This is a genomic window from Curtobacterium sp. 'Ferrero' (assembly GCF_002412165.1).
Classification (GTDB): Bacteria; Actinomycetota; Actinomycetes; order Actinomycetales; family Microbacteriaceae; genus Curtobacterium.
Genome location: NZ_NXIA01000002.1, coordinates 180,902 through 204,140 on the forward strand (window position 1 = coordinate 180,902; position 23,239 = coordinate 204,140).

The following is a 23,239-nucleotide window of genomic DNA, read 5'->3' on the forward strand; positions in this document are numbered from 1 at the left end:
CCGGGTCGACCCCACACGCGGACCGCACCCGCGGACCGCACGGCGGCCGGGCACCGCAGCCCGACCGCCGGCACAGCAGCACCCGACAGCACCACCACCACAGCACCATCTCAACGACGAGAAAGAGAGAGTCATGCGCACTGCCATCCGCGCACTGGCAATCACCGCGGCCGCGGCACTCACCGTGACCGGCCTGGCGGCCTGCTCCTCCGGAGGCTCCGGTTCGTCCGGCGACTCCAAGACGCTCACCTACTGGGCGTCGAACCAGGGCACGTCCCTGCAGAACGACAAGGAGGTGCTCACGCCGGTCCTCAAGGAGTTCACCAAGGAGACCGGCATCAAGGTCAACCTCCAGGTCATCGGCTGGAACGACCTGCAGACGAAGATCACCACCGCGGTCACCTCGGGCCAGGGCCCGGACGTGGTCAACATCGGCAACACCTGGGCGACCTCGCTCCAGGCCACCGGGGCGTTCCTGCCGTTCGGTGACTCGGAGATGAAGGCGATCGGCGGCTCCGACAAGTTCGGCAAGGTCGCACTCTCCACCGGTGGTGCTCCGGGCAAGACCGTCACGAGCGTCCCGCTGTACGGGCTCGCGTACGGCCTGTACTACAACAAGCAGATGTTCAAGGACGCCGGGATCGAGGCGCCGACCACGTGGGAGGAGCTCGTCTCCGACGCGGAGAAGCTCACGACGGACGGCAAGTACGGCTTCACCATCGCGGGTGGTTCGTACACCGAGAACGCGCACTTCGCGTTCATCAACTCGGCGCAGAACGGCGGCGAGTGGTTCGACAGCGACGGCAAGCCGACCTTCACCCAGAAGGCGAACGTCGACGGCATCAAGCGCTACCTCGACCTGATGCAGTCGGACAAGGTCGTCAACAAGTCGAACGCCCAGTACGACAACGGCACGCAGGCGGTCTCGGACTTCGCGAACAAGAAGGCCGCGATGATGCTGACGCAGAACAACGCCAACGCGACGATCACCTCGAACGGCATGTCCGCCGACGAGTTCGGCGTCGTGCCGTTCCCGGCCCCGCAGGGCGGCAAGGACATCGCGTCCTTCCCGGCCGGCATCAACCTGTCCATCTTCAAGAACACGAAGAACAAGGACGGCGCCCTGAAGTTCGTCAAGTACATGACGAGTGCGGACGTGCAGTCCACGCTCGACAAGCCGTACTCGGCCCTGCCGGTGCTCGCCTCCGCTGCCGACTCGGTCACCGACGAGCAGACGAAGACGTTCCTCGACATCTACAACAACAAGGCGAAGCCGCTCCCGCTCGTCCCCGCAGAGGACCAGTTCGAGTCCACCGTCGGCAAGGCGATGAACGACATGTTCGCCAAGATCGCCACCGGCGGCTCGGTGTCCGACAGCGACATCAAGAGCGCGCTGCAGACCGCCCAGGACCAGGTGTCCCAGGCTGCTGGTTGATCCGCCAGGAGGCCCGGGGCCGCGTCCGTCAGGACGCGTCCCCGGGCCTCCGCCCCACCCGGCCTTCCGGCCGGGGTGAGCCGAACCGCTCACGCATGTCGTTCCTCCCCACCGCTGCCCTGGTCGCGACGGACGACGCACACGATCCTCCTCTGCCGAAAGGCCCCGAATGTCCACCTCGGTCCTGCCCGACTCCGAGCGCATCGACCTGACCCACACGAAGGCCCCGACCATCTCGGGCGCCCCGGGTGGGAAGCGCAAGCGCAAGACGCACTGGCTGCCCTACGCCCTCGTCGCGCCGGCGGTCCTGTTCGAGCTGCTCATCCACATCATCCCGATGCTCACCGGCATCTGGATCTCGTTCATCCAGCTCACCAAGTACTTCATCGCCAACTGGGGCGCGGCACCGTTCGCCGGCCTGAACAACTACTCCGTCGCGATCGACTTCGACCAGGCCATCGGCAAGGGCGTGCTCAACTCGTTCCTCGTCACCTGCGGCTACACCGTCCTGGTCGTCGGACTCTCCTGGGGTCTTGGCATGGCGGCGGCCGTGGCGCTGCAGAAGCCGTTCCGCGGACGCGGCCTGTTCCGCACGCTCTTCCTGGTGCCGTACGCGCTGCCCATGTACGCGGGCATCATCACCTGGAAGTTCATGTTCCAGCGGGACTCCGGTGCGGTGAACCACGTGCTCGTCGACCAGCTCCACCTGCTCGGGCAGGGGCCGTTCTGGCTGATCGGGTCGAACGCCTTCGTGTCGGTCGTCGTCGTGGCGATCTGGAAGACCTGGCCCTTCGCCTTCCTCATGCTCATGGCCGGCCTGCAGTCGGTCCCGAGCGACGTGTACGAGGCCGCCTCGGTCGACGGCGCGAAGCCCTTCCGGCAGTGGCGCTCGATCACGCTGCCGATGGTGCGTCCGGTCAACGTGACGCTGGTCCTCGTGATGTTCCTCTGGACGTTCAACGACTTCAACACGCCGTACGTGCTGTTCGGCTCGACCGCGCAGCCGCCGGCCGCCGACCTGTTGAGCTTCCACATCTACAACGCGTCGTTCATCACCTGGAACTTCGGCTCCGGTGCCGCGATGAGCGTGCTGCTCCTCATCTTCCTGCTCATCGTCACGGGCATCTACCTCGCCGTGACCAACCGGAGGTCCGTCCGTGCGTGAGACAGCTGGCGCCAAGTCCTTCAAGATCGTGACGCTCGTCGTCCTGACGCTGTTCACGGTCGTCCCGCTCTACGTGATGATCACGACCGCGATGAAGCCGCTCGGCGACGTGCAGAACGACTTCACGTGGATCCCGACGCACATCACGCTGCAGCCGTTCATCGACATGTGGTCGACGGTGCCGCTGGGGCAGTACTTCATCAACTCGCTCGTGGTCTGCACCGTCGCGACCGTGTTCTCGCTCATCATCGCGACGTTCGCCGCCTACGGTGTCTCGCGCTGGAACTTCAAGGGGAAGAGCACGTTCACCACGGCGGTGCTCTCCACGCAGATGTTCCCGGGCGTGCTGTTCCTGCTCCCGCTGTTCCTGATCTTCACGAACCTCGGGAACGCCCTCGGCATCCAGCTCGTCGGGTCGTGGCTCGGCCTGATCATCACCTACTTGACGTTCACGCTGCCGTTCTCGATCTGGATGCTCGCGGGCTACTTCGAGACGATCCCGCGCGACCTCGACGAGGCCGCGATGGTGGACGGCTCCGGTCCGATGGGGGCGCTGTTCCGGATCATCCTGCCGTCGGCTCGTCCGGGCCTCGTCGCGGTCGGGATCTACTCGTTCATGACCGCCTGGGGTGAGGTGCTCTTCGCCTCCGTCATGACGAACGGCAACGGGCAGACGCTCGCGGTCGGGCTACAGCAGTACTCGACGCAGACGAACGTGTACTGGAACCAGATCATGGCGGCGTCGCTCGTCGTGTCGATCCCGGTCGTGATCGCGTTCCTCATCGTGCAGCGGCAGTTCGTCGCCGGCCTGACCGCGGGCGCGGTGAAGTAGGCGCGACCACCCGACGGGAGGCGCGGTGCGGGTCCGACCCGCACCGCGCCTCCCGTCGGTCTGCCGCGGTGTGCGCCGTGGTGCGGTGCGGTGTCGCGCTGTCGCGCTGTCGCTTCCGCGAAAGCGACAGTTGCGTCGTGTCGCGCGGCGGCACGGTGTCGCTTTCGCGAACCGGCCGCCGCTGCATGCCCGACGGAGCCCGTGAAAGCGACAGTTGCGTGGCATCGGGTGCCGGCACGGTGTCGCTCTCGCGGAAGCGACACCCCCGTGCCGAAGCGACACCCCGCGCGGGAACGACATGCCCGCGCGGGAGCGACACCCCCGTGCCGAAGGGACACCCCGCGCGGGAACGACATGCCCGCGCGGGAGCGACACCCCCGTGCTGAAGCGACACCCCGCGCGGGAACGACATGCCCGCGCGGGAGCGACACCCCCGTGCCGAAGGGACACCCCGCGCGGGAACGACATGCCCGCGCGGGAGCGACACCCTGGTGTGGCAGCGACACCGCAACCCAGGAGCGACAGGTCCGCACACTCCCACCCCACCGCCACCAACCCCCGACAGGATGGACCCATGACCGAACCCCGCGGACGGCAACTGCTGCCCGGCCAGACCAGCCGCGTCCACGTGTACGACGTCGGGGCGCGGACCGGCCGGCTCGTGTTCGAGTCGAGCACGCTGCTGGTCGAGGCGCCGAACGTCCTCGACGACGACACCCTCGTGCTCAACGGCGGCGGAGACCTCTGGTTGCTGCCGCTGCCCGCGCCGGGTGACGACCGCGTGCTCGACGAGACCGCGCTCGTCCCGGTGCCGATGCCCGGCGTCGAGGAGATCAACAACGACCACGTGCTCGACCGCTCGGACGGGTCGGTCGTGGTGAGCGCGCGGAACGGCGAGCTGTACCGGGTGCCGCTGCCGGCGGGCGGCGAGGCCCGACAGCTCACCGACACGACGACCGCGCTCCCGACGACGCGCAAGTTCTACCTGCACGGCATCGCGGCGGACGGGCGCGCCCTCGCGGCGATCGTCGGCGAGCTGACCCCGGACGGGGTCTGGACGACGGACGTCGCCAGCGTCGACCCGGGCACCGGCGAACCGACCTTCCTGACACGTGACGGGTTCCCCGACGACGGCTGCACGTTCGCGGACGGGGCAGTGCTGTGGAACACCGAGCGGTTCACTCCCGGCACGGCTCAGCTCGCGGTGGTGCGCGACGGTGGCGAGCCCGTGCGCCTCACGGACGACGACCGGGTGAACTGGTTCCCGCACCTGTCGCCGGACGGCGCGCACCTGCTGTACCTGTCGTACGAGCCCGGCGTCCAGGGGCACCCGGCCGACCACCGCGTCGAGCTGCGGCTGCTCCCCGGCGCACTCGTGCGTGGTGCCCGGATCGCGGTGCTGCCAGAGACCCTCGTCGCGCTCGACGGCGGGCAGGGGACCGTGAACGTCCCGCCGTGGTCGCCGGACTCACGGTGGTTCGCCTACTGCGACTACCCGGTGCGGTAGGGGGCCGGGTCCGCGGGCCGAGGTCGCCGAGACTCGGCCCCGCGGACGGTTCCGCGGGGCCGAGGCCACGGAACTGGCCGCTGAGCCGAGTCTCGGCCGCGCGCGGGACGGCGCGCTACACCTCGCGCACCTGCCCCTGCTTGATGTGGAGGCGGCGCTCCGCCCGACGTGCCACCCACGAGTCGTGCGTGACGATGACCACGGTCAGCCCGCGCTCCTTCCACTGCTTCTCGATCAGGCCCATGATCTCGTCGCGCGTCCCCTCGTCGAGCGCCCCGGTCGGCTCGTCGGCGAGCAGCACCGACGGGTTCTTCACGAGTGCCCGAGCGATCGCGACCCGCTGCTGCTGCCCGCCGGAGAGCTCCGCCGGCAGGTGGTCGAGCCGTTCGCCCAGCCCGACCTCGCGGAGCGCCGCCGCGGAGCGCTCGCGCACCTCGGCCTTCGAGCGGTTCGCGAGGGACCCCGCGAACGCGGTCTCGACGTTCTCCAGGGCGGTCAACGTCGGGATGAGGTTGAAGCTCTGGAACACGAACCCGATCTCGGTCGCCCGGAGGTCGGTGAGCGCCCCGTCGCCGAGCTTCGCGACGTCGTGGTCGCCGAGCAGGACGCTCCCGGCGCTCGGCCGGTCGAGCGCACCGAGCATCTGCAGCAGCGTGGACTTGCCGCCGCCGGTCGGCCCCTGGATCGCCACGAGCTGGCCCTGCGGGATCGTCAGGTCGACGTTGGTCAGCGCGGTGACGGTCCGCTTCTTCTGCTGGTACGTCTTGCTCACGTTCTGCAGACGGTAGATCGGCCGGGAGGCGCGGCTCGCCTCCGTCGCGGACGCTGCGGTCGTCGGGGTGGTCACGGTGGCTCCTGTCGGGTCGGGGGTGCTGCGGTCGTCGGCGGTCGCGTCCGGGCGTGCCGGGACGGGGACCGCGCCGGTGGTCGGCGCGGGCATCAGGCGACGCTCCGCAGCGCCTCGGCCGGTCGGAGCCGGCTCGCGCGCCACCCGCCGAGCGCGCCGGCGAGGAGGCCGCCGAGGATCGCGAGGCCGATGGCGAGGAGGATCACCTCGACGGTCACGGGAGCGTGCAGGACGACGTCGGTCGTGCTGGCGCTGCTCGCACCGCCGCCGCCGAACCCACCGGCGGGGGCGCCACCGGCCGAGCCGCCACCGGCCGCTCCGGTCGCAGCGCCACCGGGCATCCCACCTCCTGTGCCCATGCCGCCACGGGTGGAGGTCGAGGCGCTCGCCGAGACCGTCGGGGCGATGACGTTCACGACGAGGATCCCGATGAGACCCACGGCTGCGCCGATCACCCCGCCGATGAGTCCCTGCACGAGCGACTCGCCCGCGACCTGTCGGGTGATCCGGCCGTTCGACCAGCCGATGGCCTTGAGCGTGCCGAACTCACGCGTGCGTCGGGTGACGCCGGAGATGGTGAACAGGATCGCGATGAGGAACGCCGCGGCGAGGACCACGATCGACAGCCACGTGCCGAGGTTCGACACGAGCGACGACGCCGTGCCGAGGGACCCGGAGACGCTCGACGCGAGGTCGGCCTCGGTGGAGACGGTCGCGCTCGAGAGCTTCTTCGACAGCGCGGACTTGATCGTGCCCACGTCCGACGACGACTCGGCGGAGACGTAGATCGAGGTGACCTTGCCGTCGAGGTCGGCGAGCGACTGCGCGGTGTCGAGCGGGACGTACGTGTTCGAGCCTGTGGAGCTCGACGAGCCGGTCGACGCGACGATCCCGATGACGGTGAACTTCGTCCCGCCGATCGAGAGCGTGTCCCCGACGGCCTTGTCCTCGCTCTTCGCGTACGAGCTGTCGAGCACGACGACGTCCTTGCCGGCGTCCTTCGCCGTGAACGTGCGTCCCTTCGTCAGCTCGGTGCTCGTGAGGGGACCGACCGTGTCACCGGAGACGGGGATGCCCGTGACGGTGAACGAGTCGACGCTGAACGAGCCGCCGCCGAAGCCGCCACCCCCGCCGCCGCTCGGGGGACCCTGCTGCGCGTCGCTCTCGCCGGTGTTGCTGCTGCCCGTGCTGCTGCTGCCCGTGGTACCGCTGCTGTTCTGCTTGACCTGCCCGGAGAAGGTCGTGTCCTCGAGCGTCAGCACGCCGGTCGCCGCCTTGACGCCGTCCGTCGCCGTCACCGTCCGGACGTCCGAGGCACTGAGCGTGCTCGTGCCCCGTGCCACGGCGAGCCGCGACTGCGACAGGTCGGTCGAACCGCCGTCGCTGCCGGAGCGGCTGCCGAAGTCGAAGCTCGGCCGGCCGGTGCTGCCCGCGGTCGGCTCCTCGGTCTTCGTGACGGTGATGTCGGTGCCGACGCCGTAGACGGACTGCAGCACGCTCGCCTGGGCACGCTGCACCCCGCTGGCGATCGACGACACGATGACGACCAGGGCGATCGCGAGCGCCATGCCGACGGCGATGATGACCGTCTGCTTCCTGCGGTTCGTGAGCTCGCGCCTGAGGTAGGTCAGGAACATGGTTCTCCTCGGTGTAGGGATCGGGGAGACCGTAGGGACGGAGCTGATGAGCAGTGTCGCGGGATCCGATGAATGCGCTATGTGCGATCCACAGGACGGACATCGGCACGTCTCAGACCGCTCATAGGAAACTCTCGATACTCGAAGACGTGACCATCTCCCAGCCTGCAGCAGCCCCGCGCCTCACGCGTGCCGACGGTTCCCCGTTGCGCATCCTCGTCGTCGACGACGAGGCCAGCCTCACCGACCTCCTGTCCATGGCGCTCCGCTACGAGGGCTGGGACGTGAAGAGCGCGAACGGCGGCCAGGACGCCCTGAGCACGGCTCGGGAGTGGAAGCCCGACGCGATGGTGCTCGACGTGATGATGCCGGACCTCGACGGCCTGCAGGTCCTCAGCCGGCTCCGGCAGAACAACGACGACACCCCGGTGCTGTTCCTCACCGCGAAGGACAGCGTCGAGGACCGTGTGACCGGGCTCACGGCGGGCGGCGACGACTACGTCACGAAGCCGTTCTCGCTGGAAGAGGTGGTGGCGCGCCTCCGCGGGCTGATCCGCCGCTCGCAGATCTCGATCTCCGAGGCCGGCGACTCCCGCATCGTCGTCGGCGACCTCGTCCTCGACGAGGAGTCCTACGAGGTGTCGCGTGCCGGTCGTCCGATCGAGCTCACCGCCACCGAGTTCGAGCTCCTCCGCTTCCTCATGCGCAACCCCCGCCGTGTGCTGTCGAAGGCGCAGATCCTCGACCGCGTGTGGTCGTACGACTTCGGCGGCAAGAGCTCCGTCGTCGAGATCTACATCTCCTACCTGCGCAAGAAGATCGACGCCGGTGAGACCCCGATGATCCACACGGTGCGCGGCGTCGGGTACGTCATCAAGCCGACGTCCTGAGGTCCGCGCAGTGACCCTCCGTCGTCGGCTCGTCCTGAGCATCGTCGCCCTCGTCGTCGCCGTCTCCGCGGTCATCGGCGCGGGGAGCATCATCGCGCTCTCGACGATCCAGACCGCCGCGATCGACGCCCAGCTGCAGAAGGCGACCGACCGCGCGTCGACCCGGTTCGGACAGGGCGAGCAACCCCAGGGCGGACAGCGCCCGAACGACGACGCACTGCAGCCGCTCGGGCAGGCGGCCGGCACCCTCACGGCGTACTACGTCACCGGCGGCGGCGCGGGCGGCATCGTCCTGAACGACGACGGGTCCCGCTCCCTGCTGACGACCGACCAGCTCTCCCGGCTGGGCGAGGTGAAGGTCGGCGTCGATCCGGCGACGCTGGACCTCGAGGGCGCACTCGGCCGGTACCGTGTGGCGGCCGTGCAGGTGGACACCCCGGGGATCGGCAACGCCGTCCTCGTGGTCGGGATCCCGATGGCACCCGTGTACCAGAGCGTCTGGTCACTGTTCTGGGTCGTCGTGGTGGTCGTCGCCGGGGCGCTGCTCGCCGGGTCGATCGTCGCCGCGGTCGTCGTCCGACGGGCGCTCCGACCCCTCGAACGTGTCGCCGAGACCGCCTCGGCCGTGGCGCGCATGCCCCTCGAGCGCAGCAGCGTCCTCGACGACGTGCGGGTCCCGGATGCCGACCCCCGCACCGAGGTCGGGCGGGTCGGCGCCGCGTTCAACCGCATGCTCGGCCACATCGGCGGGGCGATGCAGGCCCGGGAACGCTCAGAGCAGAAGGTCCGGCAGTTCGTCGCCGACGCCTCGCACGAGCTCCGCACCCCGCTGGCCTCGGTGCGCGGGTACGCCGAGCTCACCCGCCGCATGGGCGCCGACCTGCCCGCGGACGTCGTCTACGCGATGAGCCGCATCGAGTCGGAGTCGAAGCGGATGACGAGCATGGTCGAGGACCTGCTGCTCCTCGCCCGGCTCGACGAGGGCCGGGAGATCCAGTTCGACGACGTCGACCTCACCGGGCTCGTGCTCGACGCCGTGAACGACGCGCACGCCGCCTCGCCGGGGCACGTCATCGAGGTGGACGTGCCGGACGCTCCGGTCGAGGTGCTCGGCGACGCCGCACGGCTCCACCAGGTCATCGTCAACCTCGTCACGAACGCCAGGACCCACACCCCCGAGGGCACCCGCATCACGGTCGGGATCGCCCGCACGTCCGACGGCGTGGACCTCACCGTCCGCGACACCGGACAGGGCATCGACCCGGAGTTCCTGCCGAAGCTGTTCGAGCGGTTCGCGCGTGCGGACTCCTCGCGCTCCCGGACCGTGGGTTCGACCGGCCTCGGGCTCGCGATCGTCGACGCGGTCGTGCAGGCGCACGGTGGACGCGTGGACGTGACGAGCGAGCCGGGCGACACCGTGTTCACGGTGCACCTGCCCGTCACGACGTCGGCGACGGTCGGCGACGACGCGGACCAGGCGGGCTGGTCGGAGACGCCAGAGGCGGCTCCCGCAACCACCTGACGGACGGGAGGCGCGGTGCGGGCCCGCACCGCGCCTCCCGTCCGGTGTCCCGGCGCTGTGGCGGACGTTTGGTGCCGTCCGCGACGTCTGGTACAGTTCTCGAAGCCAAAGACCGTCGGTTCCTGGCGCGCTCGCGCACCAGGCGAAGGTCCTCACTCCGTGAGGCAGCCCGCGCAGGTGTTCCGAACCTCTCCTTCCCTCGTGGGGGAGCAGCTCCGAGCCTCTGCGCCGGAGCTTTTTTCATGTGTGCTGTGGACCCGGGGCTGCCGACAAGAAACCCCCAAGGAGAACCATGGCGAACAAGGAAGCTGCGGTCGCCGAGCTCACGGAAGCATTCCAGAGCTCGAACGCCGTCCTGCTCACCGAGTACCGCGGTCTCACGGTGGCGCAGCTCAAGGAGCTCCGCAACTCGATCCGTGAGCACGCCACGTACGCCGTGGTGAAGAACACGCTGACCAAGATCGCGGCGAACAACGCCGGCATCTCGTCGTTCGACGACGAGCTCGCCGGTCCGTCCGCTCTCGCCTTCGTCCACGGTGACACCGTCGCCGTCGCGAAGTCGCTGCGTGCATTCGCCAAGGCGAACCCTCAGCTCGTGGTCAAGGGCGGTTACTTCGACGGTAACCCGCTCTCCGCGACCGAGGTGGACAAGCTCGCCGACCTCGAGTCCCGCGATGTGCTGCTCGGCAAGCTCGCCGGCGCCTTCAAGGCCTCGCTGTTCGGTGCTGCGTACCTGTTCCAGGCACCCCTCTCGCAGGCCGTCCGCACCGTGGACGCCCTCCGCGAGAAGCAGGAGTCCGCGGCCTGATCGGGCACGCGTTCCACAACCACACCACGCATTAGCAAGTAGGAGAAAATCATGGCGAAGCTTTCGCAGGACGAGCTCATCGAGGCCTTCAAGGAGCTCACGCTCATCGAGCTCTCGGACTTCGTGAAGAAGTTCGAAGAGGTCTTCGAGGTCACCGCTGCTGCCCCCGTCGCGGTCGCCGCGGCCGGTGGCGCTGCTGCCCCCGCCGAGGAGGTCGAGGAGAAGACCGAGTTCGACGTCGTCCTCAAGTCGGCCGGTGACAAGAAGATCCAGGTCATCAAGGAGGTCCGTGGCCTCACGTCGCTCGGCCTCGGCGAGGCCAAGGCGCTCGTCGAGACCGCTGACGCCAAGATCCTCGAGGGCGTCAACAAGGAGACCGCTGACAAGGCGAAGGAGGCCCTCGAGGCCGCCGGCGCCACGATCGAGCTCGCGTAAGTTCGACCGTCTGGTCTGAAGGCCGTCGCCCCTCGGGGCGGCGGCCTTCGTCGTGTGCGGGGGAGGGTGGGTGTGGGTCGTGGTGTTCGGCGTGCGGGCTGTCGCTTTCGCGAAAGCGAGTGGCTTGCGGGCTGTCGCTTTCGCGAAAGCGAGTGGCGTGCGGGCTGTCGCTTTCGCGAAAGCGACAGGTTCGTCGCGCTGATCGCGTGCGATCTGTCGCTTCAGCACGGCGAACGGCCCGGGGATCCGCAGATCTGTCGCTTCGACAAGTCCTCCACATGGCCGGGAGGCACAGCAGACGATCCACAGGTGGGCCGCGTCGTCCGCATTGGTCGCGCAAGGGCGACACGGTGCTGCCATGCACCCAGCGAATGCCATCGAACTCCTGCGAACCGACCCCGTCGACCGTTCTGCATCGCGCCGCCTCCAACGCCGGCAGCGCGCCGGGCAGCTCGTCCGGGTCCGACACGGAGTCTTCGTCGACCGAGCAGCCTGGTCCGGACTGGACGCGCGGTCGAGGCATCTCGTCCGGATGCGAGCGAGCGTGCCGATCCTCCGCCTCGACGCGGTGTTCGCACTGGACTCGGCGGCGGCCGTCCACGGTGTTCCGCGTCTCACGCCATGGCCCGAGCGCGTGCACGCCGTGGTGCCGTCACTCGACCACACAGCACAGCGCGTCGGACTCACCCTGCACGCGGGCACGACCCGACTGGACGACCGGACCTTCCACGGAGTCGCGTTCGCGTCACTCGCGCAGACGGTGGTCGAACTCGGTCGGCGCGGGGACCTCTCGACCGCGGTCGTGTCGCTCGACCACGCGCTCCGCAAGGGGGTCTCGGTCGACGAGCTCCAGACCATCGCGGACGAGGTCGGGCCGTGGGGTGGTGTGCGGGTCGAACACGCCCTCGACATCTGCGACGCCCGCCACGAGTCGGTCGGGGAGTCGTTCTTCGCTGCACGCGCCGCAGAACTCGGCTGCCCGGAAATGGAACCGCAGCACGAGTTCCGAGGAGCTGACGGCACGGTCGACCGCGTCGACTTCTGGCTGCCCGAGCAGGGCATCGTGATCGAGTTCGACGGGCGCACGAAGTACGAAGACCCCTCGATGCTCCGAGGGAAGCGACCCGCCGACGCGCTCTGGGACGAGAAGCGTCGCGAAGACCGCATCCGCTCTCACGACGAAGTCCGTGGGTTCGTCCGCGTCTACTGGGAACACCTCACGTCGAAGGAACGGCTGCGGGCGCAGCTCCGGCACCACCGGGTGCCATGCCGGTGAGTGGCTCAGAAGCGACACCCGTGCAGATCGCTTCGGGGAGAGCCCCGCTGAAGCGACAGAATCCCGGCGCGGTGACCGACGATCCTGTCGCTTTCGCGAAAGCGACGCACGGTTGGGTGCGGCCGCGAGCAGCGCGGGGCGGCCGTGGCGACCGGGGCGGGCGCAGCGGCGCGGCCGCGAGCAGCGCGGGGCGGCCGGGCCGGGTGCGGGTCAGCGCAAGGTGCTGTGGCGCCGGCCCCAGAGCAGGTACAGCGCGGCGCCGACGAGCATCCACACGCCGAACGCGATCCAGGTCCCGGCACCGAGGAACACCGCGAGGAGCACGCAGCACAGCGTGCCGAGCACGGGGACGACCGGGAACAGCGGCACCCGGTACGAGCGCTCGAGCCCGGGCCGCGTCCGGCGGAGGACGATCACCGACACGTTCACGAGCGCGAACGCCACCAGGGTGCCGATGCTCGTCGCGTCGGCGAGCTCCCCGAGCGGCACGAGCGCGGCGACCACGGTCACGACGATGCCGACGATGAGCGTGTTCGCGACCGGGGTCCCCGTGCGGTGCGACACGCGCCCGAAGACCTTCGGCACCAGGCCGTCGCGCGCCATCGTCAGGAGGATGCGGGTCTGGCCGTAGAGCACCGTGAGCACGACGCTCGCGATCGCGATCACCGCGCCGACGGAGAACACCAGCGCGACCAGGGGCTGCCCGGTGACGTCGACGACGATCCGGACGAGCGAGGCCTCGGAATCGGAGAACGACGTCCACGTGCGCGCACCGATCGCGGCGACGGCCACCAGGATGTAGAGCGCCGTGATGAGGGCGATCGACCCGATGATCGCGCGCGGGAGGTCCCGGCGGGGGTCCTTCGCCTCCTCGCCCGCGGTGGAGGCGGCGTCGAACCCGATGTAGGAGAAGAACAGGCGCGAGGCCGCAGCGGTGACCCCGGCGGCGCCCATCGGGGCGAGCGGCTCGAAGTTGCCCGCGCGGAACGCCGTGAACGCCACGACGACGAAGAACACCAGCAGGGCGATCTTCACGAGGACCATCAGCGTGTTCACCCACGCGCTCTCACGGACGCCGGGGAGCAGGACCACGGTGGCGAGGAGCACCAGCACCGCCGCCGGCAGGTTCACGAGGCCGCCGTCACCCGGCGGGGAGGAGATCGCGGTCGGCAGGTGCAGCCCGAACACCCGCAGCGTCTCGTCGACGTACTCGCTCGCCCCGACCGCGACGGCCGCCACGGACACCGCGTACTCGAGCACGAGGCACCACCCGCAGACCCAGGCGATCCCCTCGCCCATGGTGGCGTAGGTGTACGAGTAGCTCGACCCCGACGTCGGCACCGCCCCGGCCATCTCCGCGTAGGACAGCGCCGACAGCAGGGCCGCGACCCCGGCGAGCACGAACGAGATCCACACCGCGGGCCCGGCGAGCGGGACGGCCGTGCCGAGCACCACGAGGATGCCCGTGCCGAGCGTGGCACCGACGCTGATCATCGTGAGGTGCCACACGCCCAGGGAGCGCCGGAGCGGCTCGCCGTCGACCCCGCGGGCGGCCTCGGCCTGCAGGTCCTCGATGGGCTTGCGCCGCGTGAGCTGCTGGCGGAGGGACACGGAGGGCGGGGCGGACGTCATGGGACCTCGGGGGAGCGCGGGGTCAGGCCGCGCGGCCGGACGGGGACGTGAAATGGTGGCATGCCCCCCGGACGGGGTCAAACCGACGCCGCGGTCGGATGTCGTCGCCCGGCGGTACGGTTGCCCTGGTCGATGCAGGAGGAACACGCATGAGCATGGGACACGGCGGGCGCGGACCACGCCCGGGTGGGCGGATCTCCAGCGGCGACCACGCGGCGCAGAAGGCCGCCAACGCCGAGGCGCCGAAGATCCCGCACCTGCTCCACCGCATCGCGGGCCTGTTCGCCCCGCACCGCGCGTCGATCACGCTGACGGTGGTCCTGGTGCTCGCGGGCGCCGCGCTCTCGGTGGTGCCCCCGCTCCTGACCCAGCGCGCCTTCGACGAGGGACTGTTCCCGCCGGGTGGCGGCGGGCCGGACCTGCCGGTGCTGTACGCCCTGGTCGGCGGGATGGTCGCGCTGTGGATCGCGAGCGCCGGCATCGGTGTCTGGCAGACCTACCTCACCGCGACCGTCGGCAACAAGGTCATGGGTGCGATGCGGATGCGTCTGTTCGGCCACCTGCAGCGGATGGAACTCGCCTTCTTCACCCGCACGAAGACGGGTGTGATCCAGTCGCGGCTGCAGAACGACGTCGGCGGCGTCGCGAGTGTCCTCAACAACACGATCTCGTCCGTCCTGGGCAACACCGTGACCGTCATCGCCGCGGTCGTCGCCATGCTGCTCCTCAGCTGGCAGATGACCCTCGTCGCCGTGGTCCCGCTGCCGCTGCTGGTCATCGCCCAGCGCCGGGTGGGACAGGTGCGCGCACGCATCGCCGCCCAGACGCAGGAGTCGCTGTCCGACATGACCGCGATCACGCAGGAGGCCCTGAGCGTCTCCGGCATCCTGCTCGCCAAGAGCTTCAACCAGCAGCGCAGCGAGACCCAGCGGTACGGCGACGAGAACCGGAACCAGATCCGGCTCCAGGTCCGGCAGCAGATGTCCGGCCAGTGGTTCTTCGCCATCGTGCAGATCTTCCTGTCGATCATCCCCGCGGTGATCTACCTGGTCGCCGCCTACCTGATCCTCGGTGGCGTCCCGATCACGGCCGGCACGATCGTCGCCTTCACCACAGTGCAGTCGCGGTTGCTGTTCCCGACCGTGGGGCTGCTCCGGGTCGTCCTCGACCTCCAGACGTCCGGAGCGCTGTTCGCGCGGATCTTCGAGTACCTCGACCTGCGGCCGGCGATCACGGACTCGCCGACCGCGGAGCCCGTCGACGAATCGCGCCTCGGGCACGTCGCCTTCGACCACGTGACCTTCACCTACCCGGACGGCGAGCCCGACGCACCCACGCTCCGCGACGTGTCGTTCGAGCTGCAGCCCGGCCAGTTCGCGGCGTTCGTCGGGCCGTCCGGTGCGGGCAAGACGACCGTCTCCTACCTCGTGCCCCGGCTGTACGAGGCCACTGCCGGATCCGTGCGGTTCGCCGGACGGGACGTCCGTGACCTCGAGCACGAGGACCTGATGCGCCACGTCGGCATCGTCAGCCAGGAGACCTACCTGTTCCACGCGACCATCGCCGACAACCTGCGCTACGCCAAGCCGGACGCGACCGACGACGAGGTCGAACGTGCCGCGCGGGCGGCGAACATCCACGACACCATCGCGTCGTTCCCGGACGGCTACGACACGGTCGTCGGGGAGCGGGGGTACCGGCTGTCCGGCGGTGAGAAGCAGCGGATCGCGATCGCCCGGGTCCTGCTGAAGGACCCGCCCGTCCTCGTCCTCGACGAGGCCACGAGCGCCCTCGACTCGATCTCGGAGCGCGTCGTCCAGACGGCGCTCGACACCGCGGCGGCGGGGCGCACGACGATCTCGATCGCGCACCGGCTGTCGACGGTGCGCGACGCGGACGTGATCTTCGTCCTCGACCACGGCCGCATCGTCGAGCAGGGCTCGCACGACGAGCTCCTGGCGCTCGACGGCACCTACGCGACGCTGCACCGGCAGCAGAACCTCCCCGTCGGCGCCTGATCGACCGGGCGGTGCGCCCCGTCGCCGCGGGTCGGACGGGAGGCCCGTGGCGGCCGGGCACCGCGCCTCCCGTCCGGTGCGGGGCACGGCGAACACGCGACCCGCTGGTCCGACGGCGCGCCAGGTGGGCACCCACGCAACGCATCGTCACGTCCCCGGGACCACCCGGGTAGCGCACCTAGACTCGGGGCCGTGCGTTACGCCAACTCCGTCGTCGACCTCGTCGGCGACACCCCACTCGTCAAGCTCAACCGCGTGACCGAGGGCATCCGGGCGACCGTCCTCGTCAAGGTCGAGTACCTCAACCCCGGTGGATCGTCGAAGGACCGCATCGCGACCCGGATCATCGACGCGGCCGAGGCGTCGGGCGACCTGCGTCCCGGCGGCACGATCGTCGAACCGACCTCGGGCAACACCGGCGTCGGCCTGGCGCTCGTCGCCCAGCAGCGCGGCTACCGGTGCGTGTTCGTGCTGCCGGACAAGGTCGGCGAGGACAAGCGCAACGTCCTCACGGCCTACGGCGCCGAGATCGTGGTCACGCCGACCGCCGTCCCGCCGGAGCACCCGGAGTCGTACTACTCGGTGTCCGACCGGCTCGTGCAGGAGATCCCGGGCGCCTACAAGCCGAACCAGTACGCGAACCCGAACGGACCGCGCAGCCACTACGAGACGACGGGCCCCGAGATCTGGCGCGACACCGAGGGGCAGATCACGCACTTCGTCGCCGGCGTCGGCACCGGGGGCACGATCTCCGGCACCGGGCGCTACCTCAAGGAGGCCTCGGACGGGCGGGTGCGGATCGTCGGCGCGGACCCGGAGGGCTCCGTCTACTCGGGCGGCACCGGTCGACCGTACCTGGTCGAGGGCGTCGGCGAGGACTTCTGGCCGCCCGCCTACGACGCCGGGGTGCCCGACGAGATAATCGCCGTCACCGACGCCGAGTCGTTCGCGATGACGCGGCGACTCGCCCGCGAGGAGGGCCTGCTCGTCGGCGGGTCGAGCGGCATGGCCGTGGTCGCGGCACTCCGCGCAGCCGCCGACCTGACCGAGGACGACGTCGTCGTGGTGCTCCTGCCCGACGGCGGCCGCGGCTACCTCGGGAAGATCTTCAACGACCGGTGGATGCGCTCCTACGGCTTCGCCGAGACCGACGACGCCCGGACGGTGGGGTCGATCGTCGCCGGCAAGGACGGACGGCTGCCGGACCTCGTCCACGCGCACCCGTCCGACACCGTCCGCGACGTCGTCGACATCATGGCGACGTACGGCGTCTCGCAGATGCCCGTCCTCAGCGCGGAGCCGCCCGTCGTCATCGGCGAGGTCGTCGGCGCCGTCGCCGAGAAGGACCTGCTCGAGCAGGTCTTCACCGGAGCGGCATCGATGACGGACGCCCTCACGCCGTTCGTCGGCGAGCCGCTGCCGCTCATCGGCGCGGGGGAGTCCGTGGCCGCCGCCCGGCGCGCGCTCGAGACCGTCGACGCGCTCCTGGTGGTCGAGGACGGCAAGCCCGTCACCGTCCTCACCCGCCACGACCTGCTCACGTCCCTGTCCGAGTGACCGGCCCATCGACCGACCCGACCCAGCGACCGACCGAGGAACCACCAGCATGACCGAGTTCAGCACCCGCGCGATCCACGCCGGCCAGGAGCCCGACGCCGGCACCGGCGCCGTCATCCCGCCCATCCACGTCACGTCGACGTACGCCCAGGACGGCATCGGGAACATGCGGGCCGGCTACGAGTACTCCCGCGGCGGCAACCCGACCCGTGACGGCCTGCAGACCCTGCTCGCCGACCTGGACGGGGGTGTCGCCGCCTACTCGTTCGCGTCCGGGCTCGCCGCCGAGGACGCGCTCCTGCGCTCGTACCTCGAGCCCGGCGCCCGGGTGGTGATGGGCAACGACGTGTACGGCGGCACGCACCGACTGGTGAACCGCGTGCACGTGCCGTGGGGCGTCGAGCTCGTCGTGGTCGACATGAGCGACGTCGACCGGGTCCGCGCCGCACTCGAGGGTGCCCCCGCGAAGACCGTGCTCTGGGTCGAGACGCCCACGAACCCGCTCATGAAGGTCGCCGACATCGCCCTGCTCGCCGAGGTCGGACACGCCGCGGGCGCCCTCGTCGTCGTCGACAACACGTTCGCGTCGCCGTACCTGCAGCAGCCGCTGTCGCTCGGTGCGGACGCGGTCGTGTACTCGACGACGAAGTACCTCGGCGGGCACTCGGACGTCGTCGGCGGCGCGGTGGTGCTCGCGGACGAGGCGCTCGCCGAGGGGGTGGCGTTCCTGCAGTTCGGTGCCGGCGCGATCTCCTCGCCGTTCGACGCGTTCCTCACCACCCGTGGCATCAAGACCCTCGCCGTGCGCATGGAGCGGCACTCCGCCAACGCCCAGGCCGTGGCCGAGTCCCTCGTCGGTGCGCCCGGCGTCGAGCGCGTCTTCTACCCGGGCCTGGCCGACCACCCCGGGCACGAGGTCGCCGCACGCCAGATGCGCGGCTTCGGCGGGATGCTCTCGGTCCAGCTGTCGGGCGGGGCACCCGCCGCGAAGCGCTTCGCCGAGTCGACCGAGGTCTTCACGCTCGCGGAGTCGCTCGGCGGCGTGGAGTCCCTCATCGGCTACCCGAGCGAGATGACCCACGCGTCCGTCCGCGGGACGGAGCTCGAGGTGCCGGACAGCATCGTGCGGCTGTCGGTGGGCATCGAGGACGCCGGCGACCTGGTCGCGGACCTGCGGCAGGCCCTCGAGCGCTGACGGACGAAGCGCTGACGCGCTGACGAGACGGACGGGAGGCCCGTGGCGGCGCCACCACGGACCTCCCGTCCCGTCCTGACGGCCGTCGGTGGCCGCTCCTAGGATGGCGTGATGAGCACCGCTGCGCCGACGAGGACCAGCATCTTCAGCGGCCGGTACGCCCTCGCGACCTCGGGGATGATCGCGATCGTGGCCGTCGCCGCGTTCCAGAACCTCGCGATGACGACCGTCATGCCGGAGATCAGCCGTGACCTCGACGGGCGGACGCTCTACGCCCTCGCGTTCGCGGCACCGCTCGCGGCGGGGGTGCCGGGCATGGTCATCGCCGGCAACTGGACCGACCGCGCGGGTGGCCGCGTCGTCGCCTGGGTCTCCGCGGGGCTGTTCGCGATCGGGACCGCGATCGTCATGACCGCCACGACGATGGAGGCGTTCCTGGTCGGCCGGCTCGTCGAGGGCTTCGGCGCCGGGGCGATCGACGTCGTGCTCTACGTCCTCGTGGCGCGGATCTTCCCGCAGGTCCTGCACGGGCCGGTGTTCGCCGCCTTCGCCGCGGCGTGGGTGGTCCCGGCGCTCGTCGGGCCCGCACTCGCCGGAGTCGTCGCCGAGGTCTGGGACTGGCACTGGGTGTTCGCCGGCGCGCTCGCGATCGCCCTCGGCGGCTTCAGCGTCCTCGTCCCGACCCTCCGTCGTCTGCACCCGCCCGCCGCCGAGCTCCGCGCGCGGTGGCAGCGTCCCCGGATCGCGTGGTCGGTGGCGGCGGCCGTCGCCATCCTCCTGCTCAACGTCGCCCCGGACCTCGGCACCTGGGGGCGGGTGGCAGCGGTCGTCGTCGGCGTGGTCGGGACGTGGGCCGCGCTCCGCCCGCTCGTGCCGACGGGGACGTTCCGCGCTGCGCCGGGGCTGCCGTCCGTCGTGCTGCTCCGTGGGCTCGTCGCGGCCGCGTTCTTCGGGAGCGAGGCGTACGTGCCGTTCCTCCTCCAGGCGCGGCACGGGCTGTCGGCGTCGACGGCGGGACTCGCGCTGACCGTCGCCGCGCTGAGCTGGGCGGGGGCGAGCTGGCTGCACGGGCGGCTGGGGGAGCGGCGGCTCTCCGCGGCCCGGACGTTCGGTGTCGGCCTCGTGCTGGTGCTGGTCAGCCTGGTCGCCGCACTCGCGGTGGCCACCTGGGACCTGCCGTGGTGGCTGCTCGTCGTCGGCTGGTTCGTCGGCGGCGCGGGGATGGGGGCGATCTACCCGCGGACCTCGATGCTGACGCTGCGGTTCTCCGGCGAGGGCGACGACGGCTTCGCGAGCTCGGCCCTGACGATCGCCGACGCCGCGGGCAGCGTGATCGGCCTCGCGGTCACCGGGCTGCTGTTCGTCGGCACGGGCGGTGCCGACGCCGCCGTGTCCTTCCCGCTCGTGTTCGCGGGCATGATCGTCATCGCCGTCCTCGCGACCGCCGCGGTCCGACGGCTCGGCCCGGTCCCGGCGCCCTCGACTCCGGATGCCGCTGCGTCGGGGTCCGCCTCTGCGTCACCGCGTTCCGACGGGTAGCGTGGCGGCGTGTCCGCCCGCATCCCAGCCGTCGTCGTCGTCGTCGTGGTGACGGCGCTCGCCCTCACGGGTTGCCAGGGGACAACGTCGAGCGCACCGACCCCCGTGCAGAGCAGCGACCTGACGAGTTCGGACGGCGGCTTCGACCAGCACGCCGTCATCGGGGTGGTGCTCCTGCAGTCCGCCGCGACGCCGGGGGCGACCTCGGGCGGGACGGCGCTGTCGACCCGGTTCCACGACGACCTGACCGCCGCGGGGTTCACCCCCGACGTGCGAGTCGCCGGAGCGGCGGACCCGTCCGCGGACCAGGCCTCGGCGGTGCGGGCGCTCGTCCGTGCGGGCGCGAAGGCGGTGCTCGTCGAGGCAGCCGACCCCGCTGCGCTCGCCGGGGCGGTGCAGGTGGCGCACGACGCCGGCGTCGTCGTGATCGCCCTCGGTGACCCCCTGCCGGTGAGCGGCACGGGCGGCGACGGCGTCTCCGCGGACTACCGGGTGCAGGGTGCCGACTCCGACGCCGCCACCGTGGCGCGGGCCACCGCGGTCGTGGAGTCACTGCAGCGAGGCGAGAAGCCCGACGTCGGCTGAGGCGTTCCGCGCAAGAGGGCCGTCGCGGTTCACGGCGGCTCCCCAGCGACGCCCCGCCGACCGCCGTCCCGTCGGGCTCGGCTGCTGAGCAGAGCGACAGCATCACCCCTCGAACAGGGGACATGGTTCGTCGGTGGAACGACCGACTGTCCGACGCTCCCCGCCGCTCACTACAGTCGCCTCACCACAGCCCACGAATCCGCTGGGAACGCCGATCGGACGTCCCGGCGGACCGCGCGGAGGCGCCGACCCGGCGTCCCCGGCGGACCGTACGTGGACGCCCCGGTGAGAGGAACCCGCAGTGCAACGACGCCGACCGACCACCCGTCGGACCGACCCCCGAACGCCCCGCATCACCAGGAACGCCGCCGTCGCCGCCGCGACCGCCGCCTGCACGATCGGCGCGGTGCTGTTCGCCGCCGGTCCCGCCGACGCCGCCACGCGCCACGCCCTGCCGGGGTCGACCCCGGTCTGGGCCACGTCGGCGAACGACGCCGGCGCCGCCGCCGCCTCGACCGACGTCGAGGGCGAGGTGTACCTGCCGCTGCGGGACCAGCAGGGGGCCGAGGCCCTGGCGACCGCCGTGTCGACGCCGGGGAACGCGCGATACCGCAAGCCGATCAGCCCGCGGGCGTGGATCGCGCGGTACGCGCCGACGAAGGCGTCGGCCGACGAGGTCACCGACTACCTCCGGGCACAGGGCCTGACGATCACCGCGGTGCCGGCGAGCCACCAGTACGTCGTGTTCCGCGGACCGGCGTCGGTGGTCGGGTCGGTCCTCGGCACCTCGCTGCACCGCTACCGGCACGAGGGACACACGCTCGTGGCGCCCGCGAGCGCTCCGACGCTGCCGGCCCCGATCGCGGGGCTCGTGAGCGGGGTCACGGTGGACCAGGGACGGCTCCTCACCCACCCCGAGCTCGTCCGGCAGGGGCAGACGCCGGTGACGAGCACGCCGGCGCGGTCCCTCCGGCAGCAGGCGACGGCACCCACGGGGATCGACGCGCAGTGCTCGCAGTACGACGGCCAGCACACCGCCCCGGTGCCCGCGGCCTACGGGCAGACTCGCGTTCGCACCTTCGCGTGCGGTTACGTCCCGAAGCAGATCCGGTCGGCGTACGGCGTGGACACGCTCGCCGCGAAGGGCGTGCAGGGACAGGGCCAGACGGTCGCGATCATCGACGCCTACGCCTCGCCGTCGATCGTGCGCGACACGAACACCTACTCCGCGGCGAACGGTGAGCCCGGGCTCACCAGCGCGACCTTCGCACAGCGCATCCCCGCGCCGTCGCAGTTCACCGACCAGGTGCTCTGCCAGCAGCCGAGCGGCTGGCAGGGTGAGGAGACCCTCGACGTCCAGTCCGTGCACGCCGTTGCCCCGGCGGCGAAGATCCTCTACGTGGGCGGCACGAACTGCGGCGGCGGACTCGACGTCGCGATGTCGAAGATCCTCGACCAGGGCCTCGCCGACATCGTGAGCAACAGCTACAGCGACGGCGGGGAGGACGTCCCGCTGTCGACCGTGCGCGGGGAGGAGAACCTGCAGCTCCAGGCGGCGGGCGAGGGGATCGGCCTGTACTTCTCGAGCGGCGACGACGGCGACGAGTCGGCGTCCCTGGGCAGCGCCCAGCCGGACTTCCCGGCCTCCAGCCCGTGGGTGACCGCGGTCGGCGGCACGGCGATCGGCATCGGCCAGGACGGCCGGAAGACGTTCGAGACCGGGTGGGGCGACGTGCTCGACCAGATCGTGTCGAGCGACCGCGGCAACGTGTACTCGTCGCCGCTCCCGGGCGACCTCGTCGGCGGCGGTGCCGGTGGTGGGCGGAGCACGCTGTTCGACCAGCCCGCGTACCAGCGGGGCATCGTCCCGGCCTCCCTCGCGAACGGCAAGCGCGTCTCCCCGGACCTGGCCGCACTCGCCGACCCGTACACCGGGTTCGCGATCGGCATCCGGCCCATCACGGACGACGGCACCCTGGCGACGGGGCCGTACCAGGACGAGACCTACGGCGGCACGTCGCTCGCCTCGCCGCTGACCGCCGCACTCTCCGCGATCGTGCAGCAGACCACCGGGGCCCGGATCGGCTTCGCGAACCCGACGCTGTACGCGACCTACCGGACGACGCCGTCGGCGTTCACCGACGTCCGTCCGCCGCGGTCGCCCATCGCGCTGGCCTACACGAGCGCGACGAGCGGCAAGGACTACCTGGTGACGCTCGACCACGACACCTCACTGACCACCGCCCGCGGCTACGACGACGTCACGGGTCTCGGCGCGGTGTCCTTCAGCGGGATGACGCAGGTGGCGCGGCACTAGCCGCGTCGACGACGGACGGGAGGCACGGTGCCGGTCGGCGCC

At 71.0% G+C, this 23,239-nt stretch carries 18 protein-coding genes; 15 read left to right on the forward strand and 3 right to left on the reverse strand.

Going from position 1 to position 23,239, the window contains the following annotated elements; translation table 11 throughout:
• The first annotated feature begins 133 nt into the window (after positions 1-133).
• The 4 genes from Csp2054_RS02980 to Csp2054_RS02995 all read left to right on the forward strand — a co-directional run bounded on the left by Csp2054_RS02980 (position 134) and on the right by Csp2054_RS02995 (position 4,939).
• On the forward strand, positions 134-1,435 hold the full coding sequence (locus Csp2054_RS02980; protein WP_096897812.1) for an extracellular solute-binding protein: 1,302 nt from the start codon (positions 134-136) through the stop codon (positions 1,433-1,435).
• A gap of 169 nt (positions 1,436-1,604) precedes the next feature.
• Positions 1,605-2,600: a carbohydrate ABC transporter permease gene (locus Csp2054_RS02985; protein WP_096897813.1), complete on the forward strand. Its 996-nt coding sequence runs from the start codon at positions 1,605-1,607 to the stop codon at positions 2,598-2,600.
• Positions 2,593-3,432, forward strand: coding sequence for a carbohydrate ABC transporter permease (locus Csp2054_RS02990; RefSeq protein WP_096897814.1), 840 nt, complete (start codon positions 2,593-2,595; stop codon positions 3,430-3,432). The genes Csp2054_RS02985 and Csp2054_RS02990 overlap by 8 nt, the downstream gene beginning before the upstream one ends.
• Before the next feature lie 574 nt (positions 3,433-4,006).
• Positions 4,007-4,939: a TolB family protein gene (locus Csp2054_RS02995; RefSeq protein WP_096897815.1), complete on the forward strand. Its 933-nt coding sequence runs from the start codon at positions 4,007-4,009 to the stop codon at positions 4,937-4,939.
• A gap of 115 nt (positions 4,940-5,054) precedes the next feature.
• On the opposite strand, the gene Csp2054_RS03000 is transcribed toward Csp2054_RS02995, so the two are convergent.
• Positions 5,055-5,729 carry an ABC transporter ATP-binding protein gene (locus tag Csp2054_RS03000; RefSeq protein WP_096898016.1) on the reverse strand — a complete coding sequence of 225 codons (675 nt, stop codon included), beginning with the start codon at positions 5,727-5,729 and terminating at the stop codon, positions 5,055-5,057.
• Positions 5,730-5,878: 149 nt separating this feature from the next.
• Positions 5,879-7,423, reverse strand: a complete 1,545-nt coding sequence (locus Csp2054_RS03005; protein ID WP_096897816.1) for an ABC transporter permease — start codon at positions 7,421-7,423, stop codon at positions 5,879-5,881.
• A gap of 149 nt (positions 7,424-7,572) precedes the next feature.
• Between Csp2054_RS03005 and Csp2054_RS03010 the strand changes: the two genes are divergently transcribed.
• The 5 genes from Csp2054_RS03010 (at position 7,573) to Csp2054_RS03030 (ending at position 12,354) form a co-directional block, all read left to right on the forward strand.
• Positions 7,573-8,313 carry a response regulator transcription factor gene (locus Csp2054_RS03010; protein ID WP_096897817.1) on the forward strand — a complete coding sequence of 247 codons (741 nt, stop codon included), beginning with the start codon at positions 7,573-7,575 and terminating at the stop codon, positions 8,311-8,313.
• A gap of 10 nt (positions 8,314-8,323) precedes the next feature.
• Positions 8,324-9,835 carry a sensor histidine kinase gene (locus Csp2054_RS03015; protein ID WP_096897818.1) on the forward strand — a complete coding sequence of 504 codons (1,512 nt, stop codon included), beginning with the start codon at positions 8,324-8,326 and terminating at the stop codon, positions 9,833-9,835.
• A 292-nt stretch (positions 9,836-10,127) separates the two neighbouring features.
• Positions 10,128-10,643 carry a 50S ribosomal protein L10 gene (gene rplJ, locus Csp2054_RS03020; RefSeq protein ID WP_096897819.1) on the forward strand — a complete coding sequence of 172 codons (516 nt, stop codon included), beginning with the start codon at positions 10,128-10,130 and terminating at the stop codon, positions 10,641-10,643.
• 51 nt (positions 10,644-10,694) lie between these two features.
• Complete coding sequence (rplL, locus tag Csp2054_RS03025) at positions 10,695-11,078, forward strand: 50S ribosomal protein L7/L12 (protein WP_066655204.1); 384 nt, start codon at positions 10,695-10,697, stop codon at positions 11,076-11,078.
• 544 nt (positions 11,079-11,622) lie between these two features.
• Positions 11,623-12,354 carry a hypothetical protein gene (locus Csp2054_RS03030; protein ID WP_141399097.1) on the forward strand — a complete coding sequence of 244 codons (732 nt, stop codon included), beginning with the start codon at positions 11,623-11,625 and terminating at the stop codon, positions 12,352-12,354.
• Positions 12,355-12,564: 210 nt separating this feature from the next.
• Here the strand turns inward: Csp2054_RS03030 and Csp2054_RS03035 are convergent, their stop codons facing one another.
• Entirely contained in the window at positions 12,565-13,986 is a 1,422-nt protein-coding gene (locus tag Csp2054_RS03035) for an APC family permease (RefSeq protein ID WP_096897821.1), read from the reverse strand.
• Positions 13,987-14,135: 149 nt separating this feature from the next.
• On the opposite strand from Csp2054_RS03035, the gene Csp2054_RS03040 reads away from it, so the two are divergent.
• The 6 genes from Csp2054_RS03040 to Csp2054_RS03065 all read left to right on the forward strand — a co-directional run bounded on the left by Csp2054_RS03040 (position 14,136) and on the right by Csp2054_RS03065 (position 23,197).
• Positions 14,136-16,004 carry an ABC transporter ATP-binding protein gene (locus tag Csp2054_RS03040; protein WP_411897132.1) on the forward strand — a complete coding sequence of 623 codons (1,869 nt, stop codon included), beginning with the start codon at positions 14,136-14,138 and terminating at the stop codon, positions 16,002-16,004.
• A 192-nt stretch (positions 16,005-16,196) separates the two neighbouring features.
• Positions 16,197-17,561 (forward strand): cystathionine beta-synthase, encoded by a 1,365-nt coding sequence (locus Csp2054_RS03045; RefSeq protein ID WP_096897822.1) that lies wholly within the window; start codon positions 16,197-16,199, stop codon positions 17,559-17,561.
• Positions 17,562-17,610: 49 nt separating this feature from the next.
• The gene (locus Csp2054_RS03050) at positions 17,611-18,756 is read left to right on the forward strand and encodes a cystathionine gamma-synthase (protein WP_096897823.1); all 1,146 of its coding nucleotides are present in this window, start codon (positions 17,611-17,613) and stop codon (positions 18,754-18,756) included.
• A 111-nt stretch (positions 18,757-18,867) separates the two neighbouring features.
• Entirely contained in the window at positions 18,868-20,295 is a 1,428-nt protein-coding gene (locus tag Csp2054_RS03055) for an MFS transporter (RefSeq protein WP_096897824.1), read from the forward strand.
• A gap of 9 nt (positions 20,296-20,304) precedes the next feature.
• Positions 20,305-20,880, forward strand: coding sequence for a substrate-binding domain-containing protein (locus Csp2054_RS03060; protein ID WP_096897825.1), 576 nt, complete (start codon positions 20,305-20,307; stop codon positions 20,878-20,880).
• Positions 20,881-21,181: 301 nt separating this feature from the next.
• On the forward strand, positions 21,182-23,197 hold the full coding sequence (locus tag Csp2054_RS03065) for a protease pro-enzyme activation domain-containing protein (protein WP_255252591.1): 2,016 nt from the start codon (positions 21,182-21,184) through the stop codon (positions 23,195-23,197).
• The last annotated feature ends 42 nt before the right edge of the window (positions 23,198-23,239 follow it).

Excerpts from the sequence above, each read along its gene's own strand:
- Csp2054_RS02980 (WP_096897812.1), top strand. The coding sequence starts at position 134 with ATGCGCACTGCCATCCGCGCACTGGCAATCACCGCGGCCGCGGCACTC.
- Csp2054_RS02985 (WP_096897813.1), top strand. The coding sequence starts at position 1,605 with ATGTCCACCTCGGTCCTGCCCGACTCCGAGCGCATCGACCTGACCCAC.
- Csp2054_RS02995 (WP_096897815.1), top strand. The coding sequence starts at position 4,007 with ATGACCGAACCCCGCGGACGGCAACTGCTGCCCGGCCAGACCAGCCGC.
- Csp2054_RS03005 (WP_096897816.1), bottom strand. The coding sequence starts at position 7,423 with ATGTTCCTGACCTACCTCAGGCGCGAGCTCACGAACCGCAGGAAGCAG.
- rplJ (WP_096897819.1), top strand. The coding sequence starts at position 10,128 with ATGGCGAACAAGGAAGCTGCGGTCGCCGAGCTCACGGAAGCATTCCAG.
- rplL (WP_066655204.1), top strand. The coding sequence starts at position 10,695 with ATGGCGAAGCTTTCGCAGGACGAGCTCATCGAGGCCTTCAAGGAGCTC.
- Csp2054_RS03035 (WP_096897821.1), bottom strand. The coding sequence starts at position 13,986 with ATGACGTCCGCCCCGCCCTCCGTGTCCCTCCGCCAGCAGCTCACGCGG.
- Csp2054_RS03040 (WP_411897132.1), top strand. The coding sequence starts at position 14,136 with ATGAGCATGGGACACGGCGGGCGCGGACCACGCCCGGGTGGGCGGATC.
- Csp2054_RS03050 (WP_096897823.1), top strand. The coding sequence starts at position 17,611 with ATGACCGAGTTCAGCACCCGCGCGATCCACGCCGGCCAGGAGCCCGAC.
- Csp2054_RS03055 (WP_096897824.1), top strand. The coding sequence starts at position 18,868 with ATGAGCACCGCTGCGCCGACGAGGACCAGCATCTTCAGCGGCCGGTAC.